We start from the raw sequence: 24978 nt of genomic DNA, 5'->3' as shown, positions 1-24978 counted from the left end.
GCATCCTGAGTTGCAAAGTAAATGGGATAAAGCGTTTTGGGCTAGAGGATATTATGTTGAAACGATTGGCAATATAACAGATGAAGCAGTTCAAAAGTATATAAAAGAGCAAGCAGAAGAATCGAGACGAGAAGATTCGAGTAGTACCGCTTTATAGCGGGCCAGCAAAAGTGCTTGCGATACCGCCCTTTGGGGCGAATAGTAACAATAGCCCTTTGGAGGGCTAATAATAAACCACCAGTTGAACTGGTGGTTGCTAACTTAAGACTTCTTTCGCAGGTGTGGTAGGAAAAGAAGTTTTTAAAAGTGAAGAAAATATAGACGGTTCAGACAACAGTACACAATATAATTCCGGTGCACTGATTTATGGAAGTGTCATCGGAAATCCGATCAGCAATATTGTTGGAATCACTCTGAAAAATGTGACATTGGATGGAATCAGAGTGACAGGTGTGGAAAAAAATAATGGTACCACCTATGCGCCACTTCTGATCAATCGAATTGCAAAAGCAGCAAAATTGACCGTAGATAATCTCTCCACCAGTGCGGAATATATGACAGTAGAGGGTAATAATCAAGAAACTGCGTATGCTGCAACCAGTCTGGTCGGCTCCGTCGGTGACAAGACAGCATCCAAGCTGACTCTTTCATTTTCCGATATTGCACTGGACGGACGTGTAAAAGAAGATTCAGAAAAATCTACCTCTGTGTGGAATAATGGAACCATGCCGGTAGAGTATCACACAACTCATACGATATTTACCAGGGCAATCCTTATGGAGTACTTTATGTATTCTTCTGATGGTTCCGGTACGTATAACTTTAACAGTACCGATAATAAAGTTACTTATGGTGTGGAGCTGACGAATACAGGGACAATTGGTCGAAATCCGGATAAGCAGTATCAGTACTATGATGTGGACAGCTATATCACAGATGAGAAGAATAAAAATGCGAATGAAGCTTATGTGAAAGACAGATATAAGGACACGAATTTTCTTCGTTATGTCAGGGTAGCACAGAATATTGAAAAAAGTACATATGAGCTGGATATCAACCAGAAATCTACTGGTCTGCTGAAAGGCTGCGGTACCTATGGGGATCCGTATATTATTGAAGATGCACTTCAGCTGAGTTCACTGGCTTTTTATATCAGGACCCCGGGCAGTATTTCAAACTTCCAGGTAGTATTTAATTCAAAAGTTCTGGACAGTCAGACACAGACAGTTGAGAACTACCATACGCAGGGGAATGCTATTTCTGCTACTACTACAGGCACGGATATTACCTATACATGGGAAAATAATGCATGGAAAGCGGATGGAGCAACAGATACAATAGATACAGATAAAGCAACCAGCTATCTGTTAAATGCGTATTACAAAATCGAGAAAGACATTACGATTTCCTCAGAAACCTTCAGCGGACTTGGTACACTGAAGAATCCATTCAGCGGTGTGATTGTTGGTTCAGCTGATAACGGCAATTCCATCACTGTAAGTATGAAAGGATCGAACGGGAACAAAAACAGCTTCGGCGGTCTGATTGCCTACAGCCGTGGAAGCGTAGTAAAAGATCTGACGGTGGACTATTCAAATGCAAAGATTCAGATGCAGGCTGCAAGTTTGCCGGGAACAGAGGAAAATCCATTCTTTGGCGGAGTTATCGGTTATTGCATGGGTGGTGATACCATTATTGATCATGTGTCTGTACAGTATAGTGAAAACACAGTATCATTTAGCGGTGACTATAAAGAGTTAATAGCTGCCGGAGGATATGTCGGTCTGGTTGGTGGGGCAACCAACGTAACCGAAAAGAGTGACTATGAAGAAACCGGCGGTGGAGTAGTATTCCGCAATATGGATAACACAACCAATACTTTTACGGCGGTATGTGCGGAAGCGGCCGATGAAAAGAAAACAGTAAAGATGTTAAAGGAGGATGGTACACCCGATGGTAAAACAACTACTGAGGGCGGTAACTATTTCTATCGCAACCCCTATGTTGGCCGTGTATTAGATGGCTATGCATGTGCAGAAAAATGTACTGTAAATAATACCGATAAAAACTATACCATTCCAAGTTTACAGGAAGGGACAAGTGACCTGACGGTATCCGAGACTGATGGTGTATTAAACGCTACTGTAGCGTCTGCACAGGGACTGTGGCTGCTGTCCGCAATTGTAAACAGCGGTGCAGGAGCGATGGATTCTACAGGGAGTTATACGGATGTAGACGGCGAGGTGGTTGATGCGTATCAATATGGAAAACCACGTACTGCGACGTATGAAGGAATCGGAACAGATGCAGGAACAGATGCAGGTACAAGGCTTGCAGATGAAAAATACTGGGGTGAAAATGCAGGTTCTGCAGGAAGTGATGATGCAAAAAACAGAGTTTCTTATCTGGTGAAGAACTATACAACAGGTACCACAGCAGCAAGGCTGGCAGGAAAGAGCAGTGATACAAAGACAGCTACGAATATCCCGGTTAAGAATATCCCGGTTAATCTTACATTCAGCGTAGAAAGCATTGATATGACTGCTTATGGCAATGGATTCCGGGGAATTGGATGTAGCTATGGGGAGAATAAGGTTGTTTGGAATAATGATTGCAGTATTCCAAAAGTATATCGGCGGAATCTTCTGATAAAGAACATTTCTGGTAATGAAAAAAATGCCACAAAGATTATATTAGACATGAATCAAAATGAGTACGGAATCGAATATACAGATGGTTCATGGCGAAATCAGGGAGCAGGAGTATTTGTCGATTTTCATTTTACAAAAGAGTGTAGTGTGAGCAATCTTGCAATATCAGGAAAGGTTAAGATCGGTCTGTTTAATAAAACAGATTCAAATTTGTGCCATGTGGAAGAATCAGAAAACAAAACAGGTGTTGGTGGATTCGCTGCGAGAACGGCCAATTCTGCAGGTAAGGTTACTTTTAAGGATTTTTCTCTGAAGAACATTAATGTATATGGCGGCACAATGACAGGAGGAGCCATTGGGTATATTGATGGATATAATAGTAATTCTAAGAGAAATGTAACTTTTGACAACTGGTCTATTGTGAATGTAAATGTATCAAAATGGGTTCAGAACGATGGCAGTTCAGGTGGATTAGTTGGATGGAATGTTGGATATGGTACTTTGGAAATCAAAAGAGATTCTAATGAGGATGTTAATATCGAGAATCTTAAAGTTACTACAATTTCAGATAAATATGGTACAGCCGCAGCAGGAGGCCTTGCCGGCGCTTGTGATTTTTCTGGTGTGAATATTGAAAATGTGAATGCAAAGAATGTGATGGTTACCGGAGAAAAAGTTCGAGATGTTGCTGGTTTGATTGCAGGAAAAAGAAATGGAACAAATATAAACATTAATGTGAGTAGTTGTGTCCTACATTCTATTGAAGTAAACAATCCGAAAAAAACAACAGGTTATACAGGAGGCATAATTGGATATCATGATAGTTCATTGGCTATTTCAGGGGTAACCATGGATTGTAATTCAAAGATTAACGGACAGCAATACACAGGTGGTTTTGTAGGTCAGTCAAATGCCAATGTTCAGATCATGAATTGTTCGGAAAGGGATACCTATGTAAAGAGTGATACGCAAAACTGGGTTGGCGGTTTTATTGGACATCTTTATAAAACAGCTACGTTCCAAAATTGTCAACAGGAAAATGTTACTGTTCTTGGTCGATATGTGGGTGGTCTGATTGGAGCAGCTGATGGAAATATACAGGCATCGAATGTAGCATTTGCGAATGTAGTGGTAGCTACAAAACAATCAGGGACGAGAAATGCGGGTCTGGTAACAGGATCTACTTATATTAATAAAAAAAATATTAGTGTTAAAGGATATAATTTTCTTGCACAGTCATGTAAAGTCGGATTAGTTGATGAAAAAGGAGCAAATGATCTATTAAAAGCAGATATTAAAGCAATGGATACTGCTGGATTCTGGATTGGAATAAGTGGTCCAAATGATAATATTAACCTGACAGCAGTTTCTGCCTCCGGCACTGTTTTACCACAGAAAGACATTGGAACTCAAAACGGTTCTGCTACCATCATCTACGCCGATGCCAACGCTGATCAGACCTACCGGCCAACCGCCTCCACAGCGAAACCATCCTCTTCCGCCAGCCCATGGGTAGATGTCAACCCGAAGAGTGATGTGCCTTTTGCAGATGGAACAGTTATGACCGGTAATGCGGCAGGAACTGGAACAGCCAGAGCAATTTTAACCGAACTGGGCAGAGACTCTCATGATTCAGCTTACTACTGGAATGTAGACGATAGTACGAAAAAGAGTGTTGCAAAACTATTAAGTCAAACAAACGACGCGTATCTTACAACTTACAGAGTCGAAGAAAACGCAACCACAACGGTAGGCGAGAATGTTGACTTTCCGGTGCTTGTTGTAAATAATACCGCAGATGTGGATGGGATGATCTGGGATTATATTGCGGCAATGACAAATGTGAGCAATGGAGATACGGCGAAGAAACAAAAGAAAGACATTACAGCAACGAGTTATAAATGGGACAGCAAGACTCATAATTTTGCACCTCAGACAAATGCAAGCTTAAGTGTCAGCTCAGGAAAGAAGCTTTCCATCACCCCGAATGCATATGATAACCAGTGCAGTCAGTTTACCTTGCTGGATGTGACCTACATAGATCCGACAGACACCACAAACCCACATGTTTTCCATCTGTACATTCCGGTGCTTGTGAAAAAGGTTCTCTATATCAATTTCAAAACAAGGTTTCTTGCAGGAACGGATTACTGTGCATTGGATTATCCTATGACAGATACAAGCAGAAATCATTATGCAACCGCAGACTTCAATGAACCATTGACGGCATTGATAGAATACAGCTATGAGAAAGAGACAGACTGGCAGTCCATGCTGGACAATGGTGAGAATCTGCTGTGGTATTATGACAAGGTTCTGGATCTGGCATCGGGCAGTTCGGGTAATACACAAAAACTGCTCCCGGAAGGAACGAAGCTGACGTTGGTAGACAGGCAGACCAAACAGTATTATATTTATACGACAGACGGAAACGAGGATTTGCACAGCTTTAACCTTGCAAATATGACAGTGCCAGGCAGTACCGGTCAGGGTCAGACACCTCAGAAATTCGCTCCTGTTTATATCTGCGATTTACTCGGGCTGAAGGCAGATCCGGTGTCGGAACCGAAAGATGGAACAACCTATTATGTGAAGGAGACAGATCCGTCCAAAGCAACGGTCAGAATCGGCGCAGACTATTACCGGAAAGCGGAAGAAAAGGACAAAGATGCAGAAAAATATCGGATGACAATACCGGAAACGGATACTTCTTTGAATTCACAGGAATGGAAGGAAGAGTACTATCTTACCATTCAGATTCCAAAGACAGATGGAGTGTCCATTGTAAACAACCGATTGTATGCCGCAACAATGTCACGCAAGGAAGGTACGTTGCCGGCTGTCATTAAATCGGATAAGGATGCGGATAGTTCTGCTTACGTAGTATACAATGGAGTTCAGCAGACGTTCAGCATTTCCACCAGCCGTATTCATAATGGAAGTCCGATGGGAGATACTGCGATGGAAAACGGAGACGGTATCAAAATTAAGCTGACAGGTAAATTGTGGCTGACAGAGGCAGGGCAGGCTCAGTTCAAGTCACTTGGACCTTCTGAAGTTTATCACGAGTTTGATATCAGCCTGAAAAAATATTTGGAAAATGCGGCTGGAATCAATGGTGTGATCGGTACAGAAAACATCCAATATATATATCAGTTTTCAAAATCAGATGGAACAGAAATCTATTCAGAAAAAGGTAATAATTCAAACGCAGCCGGACTTGAAACGATGTCGCTTCAATATGGAGGCAGAACGTTGAAAAGCGCAGTGGAAAAGGCAGACAGTGAGAAGAATGCGATAACAGTTACAGCTGAAATCACACTTACTTATGATAACGTGGATGGTTTTCCGGTAAGGGGCACCGCAGATACAGATAATAGTGGTGCATCCGTTGTTGGTGTGTCACGTATTGCCAACACATCCACGCAGCTGCCGATTACAGAAAATAAAAAAACTGAAGAAGATAAAAATCGTTATTACATTACAAACCCATCCAAAGCTATCCTCAGATATTCCAGCGTAGATGGAACCGGAATCGGAGATACGACGCAGCAGCTTGGAGTCAACCCGAGCGATGTAGCAAAGAACCGTTCCGACATGATCTATACAAGAGCAGATTATGATTATTCCAATGTGGATGCAGAAACTCTTTCCAAGGCTGCAGCCATCCGCTATAAAATGGAATTGTTCCAGAAAAACGAGAATGGAACTTATGATGAAACAAAACCGTTGAAAATTGGATCTTATCTCCAGAATATTGTCAAAGATTCAAAATCAGATGATATTTCCGGAAATGGTGATAAAGCATATCAGTGGAAGAACAATTTTGTATCGGACGATACGAAGCACCAGTTTGCGCAATTTACCTTTACGCCATTGAGTGGCGGGAAATTTGAACAAAATAGCTATACTTATGCAAATTACAGAGTGCGCCTGACTGCGGTTCTGCTCGATAAAAGCGGAAGTGAACTGGATGGTACGAAAGCAACGGATTATATCATCTATACAAATGCCCGGATCTATCAGGATATGATAGACAATAATTAAGATACCAGGGTCAAAAGGGGCAAAAAACCTTTTGCCCCCAACATTTAATTAAGCGATCCGGCAGCAAACAAAATGTTGCCGTTCGCCGGAAAATGGTGGACGGTAACAATAAAAAATAGGACAGAAGCGAGGTGAAAAGGGATGCGCTGGAAAAAAGGAAAAGAAGAGCTGACGGCAGAAGAATACAGACAGAAAGCGCAGAAACAGATAGAGCTTCTGAAAAACCAGTGGAAAATCTTTTTCCGGACGGGAATCATCGTTGTTGCGGCTTTCATTGTGATGATCGTTGTAAGTATTGCATGGTTTGTCAGCAATACCAGGGTCGATGCAACGGGTGTTGCTATCCGGCCTGCGGATATGCCCTTCGATCTTGCCGCAGCAGGGACAGAAAGTAATGCGTCTGCAGATCGAGGCATGTATGACGAACTGCTGACAGTATCCCCGGGAGCCTCAAGAGAGATAGACGGGAAAAAATACTGGTCTACCGATGGAAGCCACACTTCCATCTGCTGGGCTGTTACACCGGAAAGCAATATGAACAATACGGATGAGGATGGAAAACCGACAGGGATTGAGCCGGGGTCTTATGGAAAAATGACATTTTACATCATTCCCAATAAGGATGGTCCGCTTAAAGTAACGTTGGAGCTGGTTCTGGCCGGATATCAGATAGCGGATGACAAAAAGAATGCGGAGAATGTGACCAAAAATGATTTAACGGAAGTTACGGATCCGTCGCTGCAGCAATTGCTGGAAGGGCACATTCTTTTGTTTGCGGGATACAATGAGAAGGCGGGGTGCTATAAAGGCTGGATATCCCGGGATGCAGGAGTATGGCGCATGAGTCTTGGCAGCGGAACGGAAGCGGCTGTCCTTGAAGTAAAGAGTGGAAAGCTGACCTGGAACAATACGAACGCCCAAAAAGACACTGCTTATCCGGTTACGATATACTGGATCTGGCCGGAAAGGCTGGAGTCGTATCTGAGAAAAGCAGATGGCTATAGCGGAAAGAATCCGCTGCTGTTTCCGGAAGATCTATCAAGTGAGGATAAGGCACTTTCGGCATTGCCGGAGAACCTGTTTGAGACGATGGGCGAAGTGGAGGAGAATTCATCATCGAACCGTTATTTCCGGTGGGAGGATTCTGCAAAATTTCAGGAGAATGTTACAAAAGATACGCTTTCACAGATACGGGAGAAATTCAATCCGGCTCTCTATTCTATGGTCGCGGCTTACTATGATTCAGCAGACCAGTATCTTGGGAAAAACGTCCAGTATGTGCAGCTGAAACTGGATGCGCAGTAAAACCGGACAAAAACGTGGCAAAGAAGGAGGTGCTTCCATGAAGGAGCAGACAGAGAGACAGCAGGATGAGGTCAGACAGGGGAAGCACAGGATGCGGCTGACGCGGAAAAAACGGGTTGTCATATCTGTGATTCTGACATTCTCTGCCCTTCTGGCGCTGCCGGTTTTTGCCTGGCTGTATATGCATCGAAGCATAGAGACGATAACGAAAGTAAATATGCCAAACGCATTGCTGATCGGAGCCGGAGATGCAAAACCGATCCAGCAGCTGGAGCTGAGCAATATTGACGTTTCCGGGGCGCAGAAGTATAAAGACGTTGTATTCTGTGTGTACAGCACAAAGCCGGGACTGGCTTATCATCTTCAGCTGGCACATACTACGAATATTGGATTTTCGTATGAAATTGATAAGGCATCTATAGAAACGGATGCGGTGAATGGAAGTATTTTTTATCTGGGGGATTACTATAAGAAAGGTAGTAAGTTGGCAGGAAACTATTTAAATAAAGAGACAGAAAGCAACTATGCAACAAATGCTTATCATGAGAAAACATATGAAAAATATGGGAATGTTCAGATATCAGCAGAGCCTCTTTATTGGAAGACAGCCAGTCAGGAAAAACTTCCGGATGAAAGGCAAAAGCCAGATAAAAATGGGAATTATGTGAACTATTATATTCTGCATATCACCTGGGATGAAACGGTACAGAACAACAAAGAAACGGATATGATTTATATTATGGCGGGCTGAGTAACAGCGAAATCCGCAGCCGGGAGTCTGGAGGGGACATTCTGGCTGTGGATTTTTTAATAAAAATGTAAGACTGTAGCAGTGGCAGTCTAATCGCAAATATGATATAGTAATAGAACAAAAGAACATCATACTATAGCATCTGTGTCTGCAACGGAACAGACCTCTCTTCAGCACATAATTGGGCGGGCGGAAGGGTACAGAAAAGAGTGATGGTTACTTGGGGTCAGGTACCATTAGAGAAACAAAAACGATTTGGAGATTGCTGGGCTTGGAAATTTAGGAATCAAAACAAATTGTGTTATCGTCTCTTTCGTGCTAAACTAAAAACACACAGACATCGATGGCAAAGAAAATAGAACACGGATGCGAAAGGATGAAAATGGATTGAGAAGTAAAACTCGAAAAAAATATTAAGATGCCAGGAAAATCCGTACGGAAAAAATTATAGAGAAATGAAGCTGCGGCAGAATAAAAGCAGGTTAAGAAGAAAACAAAACAGAAAGAAGGGGATCTATGAGAAACGAATTTGCACGGAATCTGGATCTTGCGCAGGCGAAGATCCAGTATGATGAACAGTGCAAAAAAGTGCTGGGTGACAAGAACGTTCTTTCCTGGATCCTGCAGAGAACGGTAAGGGAATATGCGGGGATGAACCGGGAAGAAATCATGAAATGCATCGAGGGGGAGCCAGAGATCGGAAGCCGGAGAGTAAACCCGGGAGAAACCAATGCATCGCAGATTACGGGAATGGCGAATGAAGATAAGGTAAACGAAGAAGGAACCATTTTTTATGATATCCGATTTTTTGCCTGGATACCCAAAAGCAGAGAAAAAATCCGCCTGATTATTAATGTGGAAGCACAGAAGAAATACCATACGGGATATTCTCTGACGACACGCGGCGTGTTCTATGGGGCAAGAATGATATCGGCACAGCTGGGAACAGAGTTCGAAATTCCGGAATACGATAAGATCAAAAAGGTGTATTCCATCTGGATCTGTATGAATGCACCGCAGTACATTGGAAATGCTATTTCAGAGTATAAACTTGAAAAAACAGACCTGATACCGGGGATTCCGGATCGAAGGAAAGAATACGACAAACTGTCGGTCGTGATGGTGTGCCTGAATACAAAGAAAGAAACAGAGGATCAGTTTCTGGGAATGCTGCAGACGTTGTTTAATACGGAGCTGGCAGAAAAAGAGAAGAAAGAGCGTTTGGAACAAGAGTATGAAATTCAAATGGAAAACGGATTTGGAAAGGAGCTGAGCTTAATGTGTAATTTGTCTGATACAGTAGAGGAACGTGGAATCCAGAAAGGGATCGAGAAAGGAATTGAACAGGGAATGGAAAAAGGAATCGAGAAAGGCAAATTAGAAATGCTCTTTTCCCTGGTTCGGGACCATGTTTTAAGTAGTGCGGATGCTGCGAAGAGAGTTGGAATGTCGGAAGCAGAGTTTGTGAGTTTGATGCAAAAATAAAGCGATGATATGAAACGACTCGGGGACAGATCCTACTCGGGGTCAGGAACCATTAGGCGTAAATAGAAAAACTGAGATAGAGGGAACATATATGCGATTTCATTTTCAATATAAGGTGATCTATGAATCAGGAGATATTTTTGAGCAAAATAGAAGAAATGAATTGTGTGTTGATATCACGCAAGAAGAATATAAGAAAATCATTACAGGCGTACTTCAAGGTATTTCAATAAAACAGATTGAAGGAATATCGGAGGTAATTACGAAAATGACAGAAGATGTTCTGTTTGCGGATCGCTGGATGAACAAAAATGGTTCCATGAGAAGCACACCGTTGAAGAAAAACAGAAAAATTTCGGAAATAGAATTTTTTATGACAGAGAATGAACTTCAGCGGATAAAAAGGAAAAAGATCCGATCAGGATGCTGGAACGCCCGAAGGAGCAGATGACGGTGTATAGAAGTGATGGAACTTATATTACGCTTGAAACAGAAAATGGACAGGTAATCATAAAAGATTCTACAGAGAAAAATAGTTATCGGATCGTGGATGCGGACTATTTTATTCATCATATTGTGCGTGGATAAATAAAAATACAGGGCATAGAAGTAAAAATCATAAGGGGCTGAACAGAAAATTTTTTGTTCAGCCCCTTCCTTTTATCTGAATTTCAAATTCCTGCACCGGTTCAGGCAGGCGAAGATTTCCTGGCGTCTTGGGCGAGCCAGGTTGCCGGGGCGTCCAGGGGCCAGGAGCGCCAAAAGCCCTTTTTCATCCATTTCTTTTTCCAGCAGATCGACAACCTGAATTAAGGTTTTCTTTCCATCCATCGCCCGCTCTGCAGCCTCTAAAAGGAGCGCCGCCAGTCCGGAGAGCTGCTCGGAATCCGTGAGTTGTTCCACGGCCCGCAGGTCAGTCAGGGATTTATTAACCAGAATGGATTCCTGTCCCATCACTTTGACTTTTGTGCGGTCGCTGCCGGTTAAGACTTTATCCGGCAGTGGATGACGCTGGAAAGACGGGAGTGCAAACGGACGCACAGAAGCCGTAAACGGCGGGAATTCCGCGGCAATGGCTTTGGCACGTTCTGTGATGTCATACGGAACATATTCTTTCATCTGAATGACCGTATCGGCAACATGAAAATAGGAGCCGGAACTTCCTGCGACGAGAATGGAAGAAATCTCAAGCTTTTCATACAGGTCACGCACGCGGCTGATAAACGGAGTGATTGGCTCTTCGCTGTCGGCCACCACGCGCTGCATCAGTTCATCGCGTACCATGAAATTCGTGGCGGAAGTATCCTCGTCAATCAGGAAAAGTCCGGTGCCGGATTCCATTCCTTCGATTACATTGGCGGCCTGTGAGGTGCTTCCGCTGGCATCCGCGGTTGAGAAAGCGGTCGTATCACTCTTTCCCGGGAGATCGTGGATGAAAAGGGAGATATCGACATTGCTGATGCTGCGGGAGTCCTCGGAGCGGAGCTTTACAGCGCTTGCATCGGTGATAACATATTCCCTTCCGTCTCCGGCGATGTGGTTGTATACACCCATTTCCAGCGCCTGCAGCAGGGTGGACTTTCCATGAAAGCCGCCACCGACAATCAGAGTAACGCCAAGGGGAATGCCCATGCCGGAAATCGGTCCGTGATTGGGAAGATCCAGCGTAACACGTAAGGTGTCGGGAGAAGAAAATGGAACCGCATGCCTCATCGGAAGATCAGAAACACCCGTTTCGCGCGGGAGAATGGCGCCATCGGCAACAAAAGCCGTCAGGTGCTTTTCTTTTAACTGCTGCCGAATGGCCTGCTGATCCTCAGAAAGAGCAGCAACCGCGGCACAGGCTTTCGGATTCAGAAAACGGTACAAAAGCGATTTTTCCACGCAGCCCGGCAGAAAGTCGAAGAGAATGCGGATCAGCTCCTGGGCGGCGATGGTGCGGCCGTTGGCGGGAAAACCGATTTCCATGTTGAGAACCAGACTGCCGTTTGCTGCATTGAAAACACAGGCGGTGCGCTCGAGAATCTCCTGACCGCAGCGGCTTACGCCAAGCAGTCCGCTTTTGCCGGATCCCTTTGCACGGAAGGAATACGGTGCGATTGCGCGTGCAAACTGGCGCAGCAGGTAATCCTGAAGAGCGATGCGCTTCTCGTACGTGTCGTACAGGGACGGCGGAAATGCGGCAGTTTTTCCGGTGACATGGATGCTGACGCGCGATGGTGCGGCAAAGGGATCGCCCTGGACGTGGTCGATGGAGAGGATATAGTTTGGAAACTGGTAAGCACCGCGGGCAGACTTATAGGCGGGATAACTTTTGTGGTTGATATTAAATAAAAGCTGTTTCAGGTCATTTGCAGACTGCATAAAAAAAACTCCTTTCAAAATGAAGATTCTTTGTATAGATCATTTGTGATAACTATAGCATAGCAGAACGGAAAAATCCAAAGCAAAATGGTGCAGAGCAAAAAAGAGCGAAAAGCCTCTCCACAGAGGGAGGACTTTTCGCTCTTTTTTGCTGTGGCAATGCAGGGAAGGAGACAGCATGGAATATCAGGATGCCTGCTTTGCACGCCGTGTGCGTTCGAAGTGAATCAGATAAATAAGAAATACAGGAAATTTCGCGAAATGTCAACGTTTGGAAACGCTCTGGCGTTTTACCAGTTTGGTTGCCATGCACATTTTCAGACACTCGCGTTTCGGGTCAGATACGCGGTCAAGAAGGCGCTGGACAGCGGTTGCGCCGAGTTCCCGTTTTCTGACTTTCATGGTGGAAAGCGGCGGAACCATCATATCGCACATCGGAACATCGTCGAAACCGATGATGGAGACATCCTCCGGGATGCGGTAGCCGTTTTCGCGCAGCGCGCGCATGGCAGCAGCAGCGATGATGTCATTGTCGGCGAAATAAGCATCGGCGATCGGCGCTTTCGACTCAAGGAGACGCAGCATGTCGCGGTAGCCATCGTCAGAGGTCGGGGAAACGGCGTGTACATAGGGATGGGAGGTGCTTATGCCGTTTGCGCGGAGTGCCTTGTAATAGCCGTCGGCGCGCTCGGAGAAGTTGCTGATGTCGAGGCTCGAATGAAGGTAGCCCACGTTTTTGTGACCGCACTGGATCAGATAACTGGTGGCGTTGAAAGCGCCCTGGATGTTGTTAATCAGAACGCAGTCGTAATCCAGCTCGTCGTAATAGCAGTCCACCACAACAATCGGGACAGAAAAATCGCGGAACTTGCGGAAATCGGACGGCGCCATCTCGGTTGCGAGAAGGAGAATCCCCTCACAGTCCACAGCACGGAGCGCGTCAAGCTGGCTGTCGATGTCCATCGTCTCATAAAAATAGGAGATATGGAGTGCACAGCCCTGACGGGTGCATTCGGTGGAAATTCCCTCGGTCAGCTGGGAGAAGAACGGTGTGTCGGCAGCGACTTTTCCATGCTTTTTATAATTGACCAGCTGGATAATGCGGGAAGATGCGCCGGAAGATTCGTTCTTTTTGGGCTCATAGCCATACTCGGCTGCAGTCTTTAAAACCAGTTCCCTGGTGGCATCGCTGATGCCGGGTTTATTATTGAAAACCATCGAAACGGTGGCAGGCGATACGTTAATCAACTTTGCCAGTTCTTTTGCAGAAATATTCATAAGATTTTACTCCTGTTCCATAAATTCGGGATGCCAGAAATCTGTAAAACAGCGGCCAGATTTCTGAAAAAGTATTAAACTCATGGTCTGATTTTAATATGAATTAAAAAGGAAGTCAACTTCTGAGCGGAAAAATTTAAAAATATGAAGGAATGCATAAAAAACGGGTGCTGTTTTTGTGTAAATTACTAAAAGATATTTAATATAACTAAAACAAGATTGACAAATTCAATTATATTTAGTAATATAATGGCTATAGAAAAGAAGATGATTCAATCGTGAATTTAACAAAATTCAACGAAAAATTAAATGGAGGAAATGAATATGAAATCAGTCAAAATCGGATTTGCCCCTACGAGAAGAAGCATTTTCAGTGCGCCGGATGCCGTAAAATACGCCAACTTGACGAGAGAGCGTTTGAAAGAGCTTGGCGTTGAATTTGTGGACATCACCGATATCAACGAGGAAGGCCTGTTTTACGATGAAGCGGACCGTGAAAAGATCCAGGAAAAATTCAAAAGAGAAAATGTAAAAGGAATTTTCTTCCCGCACGGCAACTTCGGTACCGAGTATGTCTGTGCAAGACTGGCAAAAGAGATGGGACTGCCGGTACTCCTTTGGGGACCGCGCGATGAGCGCCCGGATGAAAATGGTGTTCGTCTCCGCGACAGCCAGTGTGGACTTTTCGCAACCGGAAAAGTGCTCAGAAGATTCCAGGTCCCCTTTACCTATATGACGAACTGCCGCCTGACCGATCCGGAATTTGAACGCGGCATCAAAGATTTCCTTGCCGTCTGCAACGTCGTCGATACGTTCCGCCATACCAGAATCCTGCAGATCGGACCGCGTCCGTTCGATTTCTGGTCCACGATGTGCAACGAAGGCGAACTGCTGGAGAAGTTTAATATTCAGCTTTCTCCGATTCCGTTGCCGGAACTGACCGAAGAGATGAAAAAAGTAAAAGCAGAAGGAACCGAGGTAGCAAACGTCGTTTCTTACTGCAATACCAATATGTGCGTAAAGATTAAACCGGAAGAACTGGAAAATGTAGCAGCTCTGAAGGTTGCGATGAAAAATCTGGCTGCAAAATATTCCTGCAATGCCATCGCGATCCAGTGCTGGAACGCGCTGCAGGGTGAGATCGGCATCATGCCGTGTGCGGCAAACTCCCTGCTGAACGAAGAGGGAATTCCGGTTGTCTGTGAGACCGATATCCATGGCGCCATCACCGCTCTGATGGTAGAGGCTGCCGGCAGAAACGATAAGAGAAGCTTCTTTGCCGACTGGACGGTACGCCACCCGGACAACGAGAACGGCGAGCTGCTGCAGCACTGCGGACCGTGGCCAATCTCGGTAGCACAGGAAAAACCGACCATCGGTTATCCTCTGGCATTCAGTCATCCGGGAGCTGTAGAGGCACAGGCAAAATTAGGCGAAATGACACTGGCGCGTTTCGACGGAGACAACGGAGAGTACTCCCTGCTGCTTGGAAATGCAAAAGGTGTCGAGGGACCTTACACGAAGGGAACCTACGTATGGGTTGAGGTACAGAACCTGAAACGCCTCGAGGCAAAAATCGTGGAAGGACCGTACATCCACCACTGTGTCGGTATCCACGAGAACGTTGTGCCGGTTCTGTATGAAGCATGCAAATACATCGGCATTGCCCCGGATTTATATGATCCGATCGAGGAAGATGTCAAAGCATATTTAAGAGGAGAATGAAAATCATGAGTGAATACAAGGAATTGAGTTGTCTGGCGTATGATCTGCGGAAGAAAGTAGTGGAAATGGTAGTTTCCGGCAAGGGCGGCCACATCGGCGGTGACATGAGTGTCATTGATGTGCTTGTAGCGCTGTATTTTAAAGAGATGAACATCAGCCCTAAGAACATGGACGACCCGGACCGCGACCGTTTTGTAATGAGTAAAGGTCATTCCGTTGAGGCATATTATGCAGTACTTGCAGCAAAGGGATTCTTCCCGATGGAAGAGGTCATCGAAAAATTCTCCAAATTCGGCAGCCCGTACATCGGCCATCCGAACAATAAACTGCCGGGCATCGAGATGAATTCCGGTTCTCTCGGCCACGGACTTCCGGTCTGCGTGGGAATGGCGCTGGCAGGAAAAATGGATAAAAAAGATTACCGTGTCTACACCGTTATGGGTGACGGCGAGCTGGCAGAAGGCTCTGTCTGGGAGGGCGCAATGTCCGCAGGAAACTACAAGCTGGACAACCTCTGTGCGATCGTAGACCGCAACCGTCTGCAGATCTCCGGAAATACCGAGGATGTCATGAAACAGGACAGCCAGGAGGAGAGATGGGCAGCGTTCGGATGGAATGTTCTTTCCGTACCGGGCAACGATATGGACGCGCTCGTTCATGCGTTTGAGCTGGCGAAACACTGCAAGGGAAAACCGACGGTTATTATTGCAAACACAACGAAGGGCTGTGGTTCTTCCGTGATGGAAAATAAGGCGGAGTGGCATCATAAAGTGCCGACACCGGAGGAAGTAGAACAGATTATGAAGGATCTGGATGAGAGAAAGGAGGCACTGTCATGAATAAGATTCCAAACAGACAGGCCATTTGCGAGGTTTTAATGAAACATGCCGAAACGGATAAAGATATCGTGGTGCTCTGCAGCGATTCCAGGGGAAGTGCTTCCCTGACACCGTTTGCAAATGCGTATCCGGAGCAGTTTGTGGAGATGGGTATTGCGGAGCAGGATCTGGTCAGCGTTTCTGCCGGTCTTGCAAAATGCGGCAAGAAAGCATTTGCGGCATCTCCGGCGTGCTTCCTCTCCACCAGAAGCTATGAGCAGGCGAAAATTGACTGTGCATACTCCAACACCAATGTAAAGCTGATCGGTATCAGCGGCGGTGTGAGCTACGGTGCGCTTGGCATGAGCCATCATTCTGCACAGGATATCGCAGCAATGGCAGCCATTCCGAATATGCGTGTGTATCTGCCAAGCGACCGTTTCCAGACAGCAAAACTGGTTGAGGCGCTCCTTACCGATGAAAAACCGGCTTATATCCGAGTGGGAAGAAATGCCGTTGCGGATATTTACAGCGAAGAAAATACCCCGTTTGAGATGGATAAGGCAACGGCTCTCTCGGAAGGCACCGATGTTTTACTGGTAGCCTGCGGTGAGATGGTCCGCCCGGCGCTCGATGCAGCTGCTATGCTGAAAGAAGAGGGAATCAGCGTAGGACTGCTCGATATGTACTGTGTGAAGCCGTTGGACAAAGAGGGTCTGGTAGAGGCTGCAAAGAAGGCAAAAGTTGTCATTTCGATCGAAGAGCACGCTCCATTCGGCGGTCTTGGATCGATGGTGAGCCAGGTGGTCGGTGCGGAGTGCCCGCGCAAAGTCGTTCCTATGTCTCTGCCGGATGCGCCGGTGATCACGGGAACTTCCAAAGAAGTATTTGACTATTATGGACTGAATGCCGAGGGCATTGCAAAAAAAGCGAAAGAATTACTGGCTTAACCAGAAATGGAATCAGCGGTGAATGTGATAGCCCGCAGGGAACTGTAAACTGCCGCAGGTCTGCGTATGCCATGTTCCTGCGTGCCCGGGCGGAAGAAAATCCGGGAACGCAGGAACTTTTTCTATATAATCAGGAATAAATCGTTCTGCGGAAGATGTTGGAATGTGTGGTAATCGCCAAAGATCTTGCCTATAGGGGCAGGGTGAATGCTGCGACAATAGAAAATGACGCATGGTGTGTTGAAAAACAGGGTGTATTCAGCGTTATTCGAGATGGGGATCTGGATATTTATAAAATTTTAGGAATGGAGCTGGAAAAATGGAGAAAAGGTATATTATCGGAATTGATCAGAGCACGCAGGGAACGAAAGCGCTGCTCTTTGATGGGGAGGGACATTTACTCCGCCGTACCGACTTGCCGCACCGGCAGATTGTCAATGAAAAGGGATGGGTGTCCCATGATCTGAATGAGATTTACCGGAATACAGTACAGACGGTAAAAACGCTGGTGGCAGAGTCCGGTGTTGCACCGGAAGAAATCGCCGGAATCGGCATCAGCAATCAGCGTGAGACGACAGCGATCTGGGACAAGGCGACCGGGGAACCGCTGGAAGAGGCAATTGTATGGCAGTGCGGCCGCGCAAGCGGCATTGCGCAGGAGATTGCGGAGCAGGGGCACGCAGAGGAGATCCGCGAGGCGACGGGTCTGCAGCTTTCGGCTTATTTTCCTGCTGCAAAGATGGCGTGGCTGCTTCGAAACGGCGGAGAAGAAAGACAGAAACGTGCTGCAGACGGGAAACTCTGCCTGGGTACGATTGACAGCTGGCTGGTTTACAAGCTGACGGGGGATCATGCATTTAAAACAGATTTTTCAAATGCGTCGAGAACGCAGTTGTTTAATTTGAAAACACTGGCATGGGATGAGAAGATCTGTGAGATGTTCAGGATTCCGGTCTGTGCGCTGGCCAGGGTGTGCGATTCCGATGCGGTGTATGGAACCACGACGATGGAAGGATTGTTTTCCGAGCCGGTTCCGATCTGTGGTGTATTAGGCGACTCTCATGCGGCTCTGTTCGGACAGGGCTGCTAAAACCGGGTATGATCAAGGCAACGTACGGAACGGGTTCTTCGCTGATGATGAACATTGGGGACAAGCCGATTCAGAGCAGCCACGGCGTTGTGACTTCGCTTGCGTGGGGAAGAGGCGGCAAGGTGGACTATGTGCTGGAAGGCAACCTGAACTACACCGGAGCTGTGATTACCTGGCTGAAGGATGATCTGAAGCTGATTTCTTCGGCAAAAGAGACGGAAGGACTGGCAAGGGAGGCAAATCCGGCAGACCGCACGTATCTGGTTCCGGCATTTACCGGGCTTGGCGCGCCGTACTGGGATGAGAAAGCAACGGCATCGATCAGCGGAATTACCCGCACCACAGGAAAAGCTGAGGTGGTAAAAGCGGCACTCGATTGCATTGCCTACCAGATCACGGATCTTGTCCGTGCGATGGAGCAGGATACCGGCATGCGGATTGAAGAGCTCCGCGTGGACGGCGGCCCGACACGAAACGGATATCTGATGCAGTTCCAGAGTGATATTACGAATAAACGCGTAAATATTCCGGACGCGGAGGAGCTTTCCGGCATCGGGGCGGCTTATATGGCCGGTATTTCAGCCGGGGTCTACGATCTGGAAAAACTCGCGGGAAATATGAAACGAAGTGTGTATGAACCGAAGATGGACGATGAAATCCGGGAGAAAAAATATGCCGGATGGAAAAAGGCTGTCGACGGGGTATTAAGTAAATAGGGGACGGACGGTGTAAAAGGCCTCCCGCCCCACAGAGCACAAATCCCCGGACAGGCACTGTTTCGGAAGGCAAGAGGCTCTAAGAAACTTGAATTTTGCTAAAAGCGTCGCAGAAAAAGGCAAACTCGCTGTCGCTCAAACAGTGCCTTTTTCTGTGACAACGCAAAATCCAACTTTCTAAGATCTTTAGCCCTCCTGCAAATGTGTCTGCCCGGGGACTTGTGCTCTGTGCGGCGGGAGGGTTTTTGCGCCTGATGATGAGGAATCTCTTAGAGAGAACCATTAAGAACCATTGCCAAAGCAAATAAAACCCGTTAAAATAGAGAGCAGATTATAAGCACAGCCGCTGGTGCCAAAAGCCGCAAATGTTGGAAAGGATGGCTTCAAGATGAGAAAATCAAAACTCCCGACAGGTACTTGGGAAAAAATAGAATCTAAACTGTGATTGAAAAGAATACAAAAGCGAACGGAAGATAGGGCTGTATGAAAGATACAAACAACAGAAATGAGAGAGGAGACTGCGGAATATGAAGGTTCTGAACTTTGAGGACAGTGTTTATAAGGCAAATGCAATTCGAAAAATATTAGGTAACCGCTGTAGTGTGGCATCGGTTGAGCAGGTGTCTAATGTAGAAGATGGTCTGAAGATGTTGAAAGATGCAGAAAACGCAGGAGAGCCGTTCAATCTGATCATAACAGATATGCATTTTCCAATGAGGTCAGGAGCTATCAGCGATACAGAAGCGGGAGAAAAGTTAGTTCAGATTCTGCAGGAGCAGGGAAATCAAACCAAGATTATCGTATGTTCCTCAAGAAATATGAAACTTCCAGGTGTGTATGGATGCATCTGGTATTCGGAAATCAGTGACTGGGAAGAAGAACTTTGTGATCTTGTAAGAGAGATGGAAAAAAGTAAATGATTTACGCGGTGCATGATCCGTACGAACCCTGCTACACTGAAGTTGCAAAGGATTCCGGCTTTCGTTGTGAGTGTCTTTGATTTTATACAGAAACGGTGCTGGGTAATGTAAGAGGAAACATGCGGATATTTTGTTTAGAAAAGAGGACACTATGGCATCAAGCATGATTCACTTGGCAATTGTACAGGAGATGAGAAAAAAAGTCTCGTTTCGAGATATCAACGCCTGTTTCTTGGGGTGATTCTGCCGGATGGGGCGGTGGCGGGAAATAGCCATTTAAAGAAGAAAATCTGCGAAAATACCAGATACACATACGATCTCGAATTTTTCCGCGACAGATACGGGAAATACATGGAGAAGGATGATTTATATCTCGGCTATTATCTTCATCTGATCCAGGATATGCTATATCGGAGATTTATGTATGGGGAGCATGGCTGGAATTCGAGCGCTCCTGGAAATGTAGAAAAACTGCATCGGGACTACGAGATATTAAATGAATATGTTTCGAAAAAATATGGCCTTTCCCAGAAAATGCTCCAGGAGCTGGATCTTACAGAAGAGCCATTGGCACAGCTTGCTGAATTCGATGTGAAAGGTCTTATAAAAGAAGTCCGCGGGGAATTCGTCCAGAGAAAAGAAGAGAAATTGTCCATCCTTACCAGACAAATGGCCAACGAGTACATCGTACGCGCGACGGAATTCTGCGTGGAAGAGCTAAAGGCACTGTCCAAAGGGAAATCAGGTCTGGACAGTACTGTGTGGAGCTGGGAAAAACCAGAAAACATATCACATGAAAAATTAAACCAGAAGTTAAATGCAAAAATCGAAAATATGTAATATAGTATATACAGAACAAAGCACGGACATTCACAAAAAGAACAGAGACGTGCAGAAAGCAGGAATGCAGCAGACACATTTATGAGTGCAGACCGCAGGCATACAATGTGGGATGTATGAAGCCATGGATGAATTATGAACCAAGGTCTCTGAAGGAAATCCTGAGCTTTAGAGAGAAGGCTGAGGCAGGAAAATAGCATCTCCACCGATGATATAAAGCAAGTCAGAGTGGAACAGCATTTGATACACATCAGTATCCACAAAAAATGTGGCTGAAAATAAGGCGGTAGTTTAACCGAATCAAGTAAGTCCCCTGTTTCCAGTGCGAAAAGCAATAAGCAGTGGGTGGGGACTTGCTTGTATCAGGAGGAGTGTAAGCTCCTTCTGATAAACTGCGGAGCAGTTATTCGGTTATGAGCAAGTAGCGAAGCGGATTGCGAATATCCGCTTGACCGGGCAAAACCTGTGCAGAAAAATGTTTCATGTTTGTGGAACGTACAGCAAATTTTTCGTAGAGGATAAGGCACAGAATGCAGGTTCAAGTCCTGCCCGCCTTATGCGATTGAGATAGCTCAAAAGAAAGGAGCGGCAGCGATGGAACAGATCATCGAAAGCGAGCGGTATGCGTGTGTCAGAACAGGGATGTGGAAGAAAAGATGTAAAGTTGTGATTGGAAAACAGGATGTAGGAGAATAAAAGAAAAACGGACGCTGTGTTTCAAAGATGAAGCAGTGTCCGTTTTTTACTATATGTAAGATACCGGGGTCAAAGGGGTCAAAAAGCCTTTTGACCCAACATCTATTTAAGAAAAGTTGACAGTTGAAAAATTATCCAAAATACTCTCCCGCCAGTTCCTTAAACGCCGGCAGTGCCCGCTCAATTTGTGCAGTGGTAACGCAGTACGCGATCCGTACGAATCCCGGTGCACCGAAGTCATCGCCGGGTACAAGAAGAAGTTCGTGTTTTTTCGCTTTCTCACAGAATGCATACGCGTCCGGTTCCGGAGTTTTCATGAAGAGATAGAAAGCGCCGTCCGGGTGAACGCAGGTGAAGCCGTAGGCGGTTAATGAATCATACAGCAGATCGCGGTTTTTCTTGTAGACCGAAAGATCCGAAACCTGTCCTGCGCATTTGGCGATGACGTGTTGGATCAGGCTTGGTGCGCAGACGAAGCCGAGGGCGCGTCCGGCACCGCAGACGGCTGCGTAGATGGTTCTTGCATCATCGACCTCATCCGGAACGAGAACGTAGCCGATACGCTCGCCCGGCAGGGAGAGGGATTTGCTGTAGGAGTAGCAGACCAGCGTGTTTTTGTAATATTTTGTCAGATACGGAACTTCCACGTCTCCGTAGACAAGCTCGCGGTACGGTTCATCAACGATCAGATAAATCGGATGGCCGTATTCGGCAGATTTTGCTTCCAGAAAAGCAGCGAGCTTCTGAATGCTTTCTTCTGTGTAGACAACGCCGGACGGATTGTTCGGGGAATTGACGAAAACACCTTTGGTGTGCGCTGTGACAGTGGCCGAGAGGCGGTCAAAGTCGATCTGGAACGTGGAAGAATCAGCCGGCGTTTCGATCATGGCTGCGCCTGCAGATTCGATGAAAACACGGTATTCCGGAAAGTACGGGGTAAATACGATATACTCGTCGCCCGGAACGGTTAAAGCGCCAAGGACGATGCGGAGCGAAGCGGCTGCACCGCAGGTCATATAGAAGTTGTCAGCGTGGAACGTGGTACCAAAGCGTTTGTTCAGGTCGGCTGCAACGGCGGCGCGGGTATCGGCATCGCCCTGCGCGGAGGTGTAGCCGAAGAGATAGTAATCGTCTTTGGAATCGAGCAGCTCCTTGATGGTCTCATGAACGGAGGCCGGAGCCGGCACGTTTGGGTTTCCGATACTGAAATCAAAGACGTTTTCTGTGCCGATCTCGGCAGCGCGTTTTTTACTGTATTCGAAAATCTCGCGGATTACCGATTTTTTTGTGCCGAGAGTTACCATTTTTTCTGAAATCATGTGTCAATCCTCCTGAAGTAAATTGTTTGCCGCTGTTTTAAATGAACTGTAAATATTATTCTTTTTTCTGCTTTTTCCTTATTTTAGCAGACAAAGACTGAATTGTAAATGCAGCATTTTCGGTCTCATGCTCCCGCAGGCTGAAAAGATGGCGGAAGCAGACCACGAGCGATACCAGCAGACTGCCGAGCCGCACGGACGGAAGAAATCGGGAAATTTGTGCGGCGACGGCAAACCCGGAGAACGAAACGATCGAGCGCAGATTGTGTGGCTGGATAATGAGAATCAACGAAAACGTCAGATAAAACGCCGCCAGAAGAAGCGCCGGCCGCAGATCCGGCAGGAGGCCGAGCAGCACGCCGAACGAGACAGAGATCGCCTTTCCGCCTTTCGCAGGCTGCAGAAACGGCCATGCGTGTCCGGCCACCGGGGCGAGCAGAATCAGGGCGAAAATCCAGGAACCCATCGAAACAGCGGAACTGTGCGCCGCCAGAAATACCGGCAGAAATCCCTTCCCGATATCGCACAGGACGCAGAGCAGTCCAATCCGCGGTCCGGCCACTGAAAAGGCGTTGAAGGCACCGGGATTCTGATCTTCATTCACAGTTCGGACATCCACGTGGCAGAAGTATTTTGGAATCAGGTACGAATACAGTACGCTGCCCGAGAGGTACCCGAAGAAACTATAAAACAAATAAGCAGTAAGCATCATAAGCAGTTACTCCGAAACTAATTTTTCCAAAAGGTGTGTAATTGACGTTCCCGCCTGCGGATGGCTGTTTTTTCGCTGGGCATCGCGCATCGCAATCTGACGTGCATCATCGCAGGCAAGCGAAATACCGGCCTCTGCCAGCTCTTTCTGATGTGCGCCGGTCACGGACATTCCGCGTGAGACAAAAAAAGCACGGTTTTTTGTTTCGCAACCCGGAATCGGATCAGTGTGGACGAGCGGAACGCGCCGCACAGCGGCCTCGGTACTGCTTAAGCCACCGGGCTTTGTAAACAGCACATCGGCAGCGGCCATATATTCCGCAACGTGGCGTGTAAAACCGATGATATGTACATTTGGGTTCTTATGGAACTGCAGCCGGAGCGAACGCATCCGTTTTTTATTATTTCCGCAGATGATCACAGCCTGTTCGCCGTTTTCCAGCCGGGAAACAAGTTCATGTGCGAGCAGATGCACTTTGCCGAATCCCATACTGCCGCTCATGACGAGAAACAGCGGAGCATTCTCGGGAAGACCGAGATGGCGGCGCACATCCTCTTTGGATGCAGGGCGCGCAAATGCGGGCCGCACCGGAATACCGAGAGGAAGCAGTTTTTCTTCCGGGATACCGCAGGATGCAAACTCCGGGATCAGATCCTTGTGCGGAACCACATAGTAATCGCAGTTCGTCTCTTCCCAGAACGGAATGCACGCGTAATCGGTGGCAACGGCAACGCAGGGAATCGTCAGCCGCCCTTTCTGTTTCATCCAGGTCAGTGTTTCCGCCGGATAAAGATGTGTGGTGACAACGGCATTAAAATGGTTTTGATCAATATAATCTGCAAGCACATTTCCAAGCCGCGCATTTGCATAGTAAACGGGGGATTTCCAGGGAAATTTCCGTACCAGCTCACCAAGCTGATAGAGTGCGCCGAAGCCGGCCGGAAAAACGGAGACGAGCTTCACATAAGCTCCGCCGACCAGTGCGGAGGTATGCTTTCGCCCGAGGCTCATCAGATCCAGAACCTCGGCTTCGTGGTGATAAAAATTCAGACTTTCTTTTAATGCAGAGGCCGCAGCATTGTGGCCACCGCCGGTATTGCAGGATAAAATCAGTACCTTCATAAGAAAAACTCCATTCTTTTGTTGTATCTCCGAAAGAAACAGGATCACGAGATTTTTCAGACACGCTCTAGTATAGAACTCTGTTATATTTCGGGCAATCCACAAAAGGAGAAAAGTGTCTGATATAACAGGAAGGCGACAGGCAGCAGAAATATCGGGGAGACGCAGACGGAGCATTCACCTGCGGAT

The 24978-nt window shown here is 46.5% G+C and carries 17 protein-coding genes and 1 pseudogene; 13 read left to right on the top strand and 5 right to left on the bottom strand.

The features are described from left to right. The 7 genes from DW965_RS22120 to DW965_RS20400 form a co-directional block, all read left to right on the top strand. A partial coding sequence (locus DW965_RS22120) for a transposase (RefSeq protein ID WP_199681642.1) occupies nt 1-157 on the top strand: 157 nt, incomplete at its 5' end. A 124-nt stretch (nt 158-281) separates the two neighbouring features. Beyond that, a complete protein-coding gene (locus DW965_RS08970; RefSeq protein ID WP_119198291.1) occupies nt 282-6698 on the top strand; it encodes a hypothetical protein in 6417 nt (2138 codons plus the stop codon). Between the two features lie 141 nt (nt 6699-6839). Then, on the top strand, nt 6840-8003 hold the full coding sequence (locus tag DW965_RS08965; protein WP_117761601.1) for a hypothetical protein: 1164 nt from the start codon (nt 6840-6842) through the stop codon (nt 8001-8003). Nucleotides 8004-8040: 37 nt separating this feature from the next. Continuing rightward, nucleotides 8041-8754 carry a hypothetical protein gene (locus DW965_RS08960; RefSeq protein ID WP_055266217.1) on the top strand — a complete coding sequence of 238 codons (714 nt, stop codon included), beginning with the start codon at nt 8041-8043 and terminating at the stop codon, nt 8752-8754. Between the two features lie 516 nt (nt 8755-9270). After that, nucleotides 9271-10239 carry a hypothetical protein gene (locus tag DW965_RS08955; protein ID WP_055266219.1) on the top strand — a complete coding sequence of 323 codons (969 nt, stop codon included), beginning with the start codon at nt 9271-9273 and terminating at the stop codon, nt 10237-10239. 91 nt (nt 10240-10330) lie between these two features. Beyond that, nucleotides 10331-10690, top strand: coding sequence for a hypothetical protein (locus DW965_RS08950; protein WP_119198290.1), 360 nt, complete (start codon nt 10331-10333; stop codon nt 10688-10690). Between the two features lie 2 nt (nt 10691-10692). After that, a complete protein-coding gene (locus DW965_RS20400; RefSeq protein WP_256372852.1) occupies nt 10693-10827 on the top strand; it encodes a hypothetical protein in 135 nt (44 codons plus the stop codon). A gap of 72 nt (nt 10828-10899) precedes the next feature. Here DW965_RS20400 and DW965_RS08945 read toward each other — a convergent pair whose 3' ends face one another. Continuing rightward, nucleotides 10900-12603 (bottom strand): ABC-ATPase domain-containing protein, encoded by a 1704-nt coding sequence (locus DW965_RS08945; RefSeq protein WP_055266223.1) that lies wholly within the window; start codon nt 12601-12603, stop codon nt 10900-10902. A 264-nt stretch (nt 12604-12867) separates the two neighbouring features. Next, entirely contained in the window at nt 12868-13881 is a 1014-nt protein-coding gene (locus DW965_RS08940; protein WP_055266225.1) for a LacI family DNA-binding transcriptional regulator, read from the bottom strand. A 324-nt stretch (nt 13882-14205) separates the two neighbouring features. Here DW965_RS08940 and DW965_RS08935 point away from each other — a divergent pair, with 324 nt between their 5' ends. From DW965_RS08935 to DW965_RS08910, 6 genes and pseudogenes are all read left to right on the top strand, one after another. Then, nucleotides 14206-15606 (top strand): L-fucose/L-arabinose isomerase family protein, encoded by a 1401-nt coding sequence (locus tag DW965_RS08935; protein ID WP_117761602.1) that lies wholly within the window; start codon nt 14206-14208, stop codon nt 15604-15606. Nucleotides 15607-15611: 5 nt separating this feature from the next. Then, nucleotides 15612-16445, top strand: a complete 834-nt coding sequence (locus tag DW965_RS08930) for a transketolase (protein WP_117509781.1) — start codon at nt 15612-15614, stop codon at nt 16443-16445. Next, nucleotides 16442-17374, top strand: a complete 933-nt coding sequence (locus DW965_RS08925; protein WP_117509782.1) for a transketolase family protein — start codon at nt 16442-16444, stop codon at nt 17372-17374. Before DW965_RS08930 ends, DW965_RS08925 begins: the two co-directional genes overlap by 4 nt. A 319-nt stretch (nt 17375-17693) precedes the next feature. Then, nucleotides 17694-19180: pseudogene (locus tag DW965_RS22115) on the top strand (FGGY-family carbohydrate kinase). A 527-nt stretch (nt 19181-19707) separates the two neighbouring features. Further along, nucleotides 19708-20100, top strand: coding sequence for a response regulator (locus DW965_RS08915; protein ID WP_119198289.1), 393 nt, complete (start codon nt 19708-19710; stop codon nt 20098-20100). Between the two features lie 258 nt (nt 20101-20358). After that, a complete protein-coding gene (locus DW965_RS08910) occupies nt 20359-20940 on the top strand; it encodes a hypothetical protein (protein WP_147398782.1) in 582 nt (193 codons plus the stop codon). Between the two features lie 827 nt (nt 20941-21767). On the opposite strand, the gene DW965_RS08905 is transcribed toward DW965_RS08910, so the two are convergent. Genes DW965_RS08905 through DW965_RS08895 form a run of 3 tightly spaced genes read right to left on the bottom strand, consistent with a single transcriptional unit; the run spans nt 21768 to nt 24789 of the window. Next, nucleotides 21768-22955 (bottom strand): pyridoxal phosphate-dependent aminotransferase, encoded by a 1188-nt coding sequence (locus DW965_RS08905; RefSeq protein WP_117761608.1) that lies wholly within the window; start codon nt 22953-22955, stop codon nt 21768-21770. A gap of 55 nt (nt 22956-23010) precedes the next feature. Further along, nucleotides 23011-23664 carry a glycerol-3-phosphate acyltransferase gene (locus DW965_RS08900; RefSeq protein ID WP_117761649.1) on the bottom strand — a complete coding sequence of 218 codons (654 nt, stop codon included), beginning with the start codon at nt 23662-23664 and terminating at the stop codon, nt 23011-23013. Nucleotides 23665-23673: 9 nt separating this feature from the next. Next, the gene (locus tag DW965_RS08895) at nt 23674-24789 is read right to left on the bottom strand and encodes an MGDG synthase family glycosyltransferase (protein ID WP_117761609.1); all 1116 of its coding nucleotides are present in this window, start codon (nt 24787-24789) and stop codon (nt 23674-23676) included. Nucleotides 24790-24978: the final 189 nt, after the last annotated feature.

The sequence above is a fragment of the Blautia sp. AM47-4 genome, assembly GCF_003479865.1.
GTDB classification, from domain to species: domain Bacteria; phylum Bacillota; class Clostridia; order Lachnospirales; family Lachnospiraceae; genus Fusicatenibacter; species Fusicatenibacter saccharivorans.
This window is presented reverse-complemented; position numbering and strand designations above follow the sequence as displayed.

What these genes read in the sequence shown, in the direction of transcription:
- DW965_RS08945 (WP_055266223.1), bottom strand. Translation starts at nt 12,603, where the DNA reads ATGCAGTCTGCAAATGACCTGAAACAGCTTTTATTTAATATCAACCAC.
- DW965_RS08905 (WP_117761608.1), bottom strand. Translation starts at nt 22,955, where the DNA reads ATGATTTCAGAAAAAATGGTAACTCTCGGCACAAAAAAATCGGTAATC.
- DW965_RS08930 (WP_117509781.1), top strand. Translation starts at nt 15,612, where the DNA reads ATGAGTGAATACAAGGAATTGAGTTGTCTGGCGTATGATCTGCGGAAG.
- DW965_RS08935 (WP_117761602.1), top strand. Translation starts at nt 14,206, where the DNA reads ATGAAATCAGTCAAAATCGGATTTGCCCCTACGAGAAGAAGCATTTTC.
- DW965_RS08960 (WP_055266217.1), top strand. Translation starts at nt 8,041, where the DNA reads ATGAAGGAGCAGACAGAGAGACAGCAGGATGAGGTCAGACAGGGGAAG.
- DW965_RS08965 (WP_117761601.1), top strand. Translation starts at nt 6,840, where the DNA reads ATGCGCTGGAAAAAAGGAAAAGAAGAGCTGACGGCAGAAGAATACAGA.
- DW965_RS08895 (WP_117761609.1), bottom strand. Translation starts at nt 24,789, where the DNA reads ATGAAGGTACTGATTTTATCCTGCAATACCGGCGGTGGCCACAATGCT.
- DW965_RS08925 (WP_117509782.1), top strand. Translation starts at nt 16,442, where the DNA reads ATGAATAAGATTCCAAACAGACAGGCCATTTGCGAGGTTTTAATGAAA.
- DW965_RS08900 (WP_117761649.1), bottom strand. Translation starts at nt 23,664, where the DNA reads ATGCTTACTGCTTATTTGTTTTATAGTTTCTTCGGGTACCTCTCGGGC.
- DW965_RS08940 (WP_055266225.1), bottom strand. Translation starts at nt 13,881, where the DNA reads ATGAATATTTCTGCAAAAGAACTGGCAAAGTTGATTAACGTATCGCCT.
- DW965_RS08955 (WP_055266219.1), top strand. Translation starts at nt 9,271, where the DNA reads ATGAGAAACGAATTTGCACGGAATCTGGATCTTGCGCAGGCGAAGATC.
- DW965_RS08915 (WP_119198289.1), top strand. Translation starts at nt 19,708, where the DNA reads ATGAAGGTTCTGAACTTTGAGGACAGTGTTTATAAGGCAAATGCAATT.
- DW965_RS08950 (WP_119198290.1), top strand. Translation starts at nt 10,331, where the DNA reads ATGCGATTTCATTTTCAATATAAGGTGATCTATGAATCAGGAGATATT.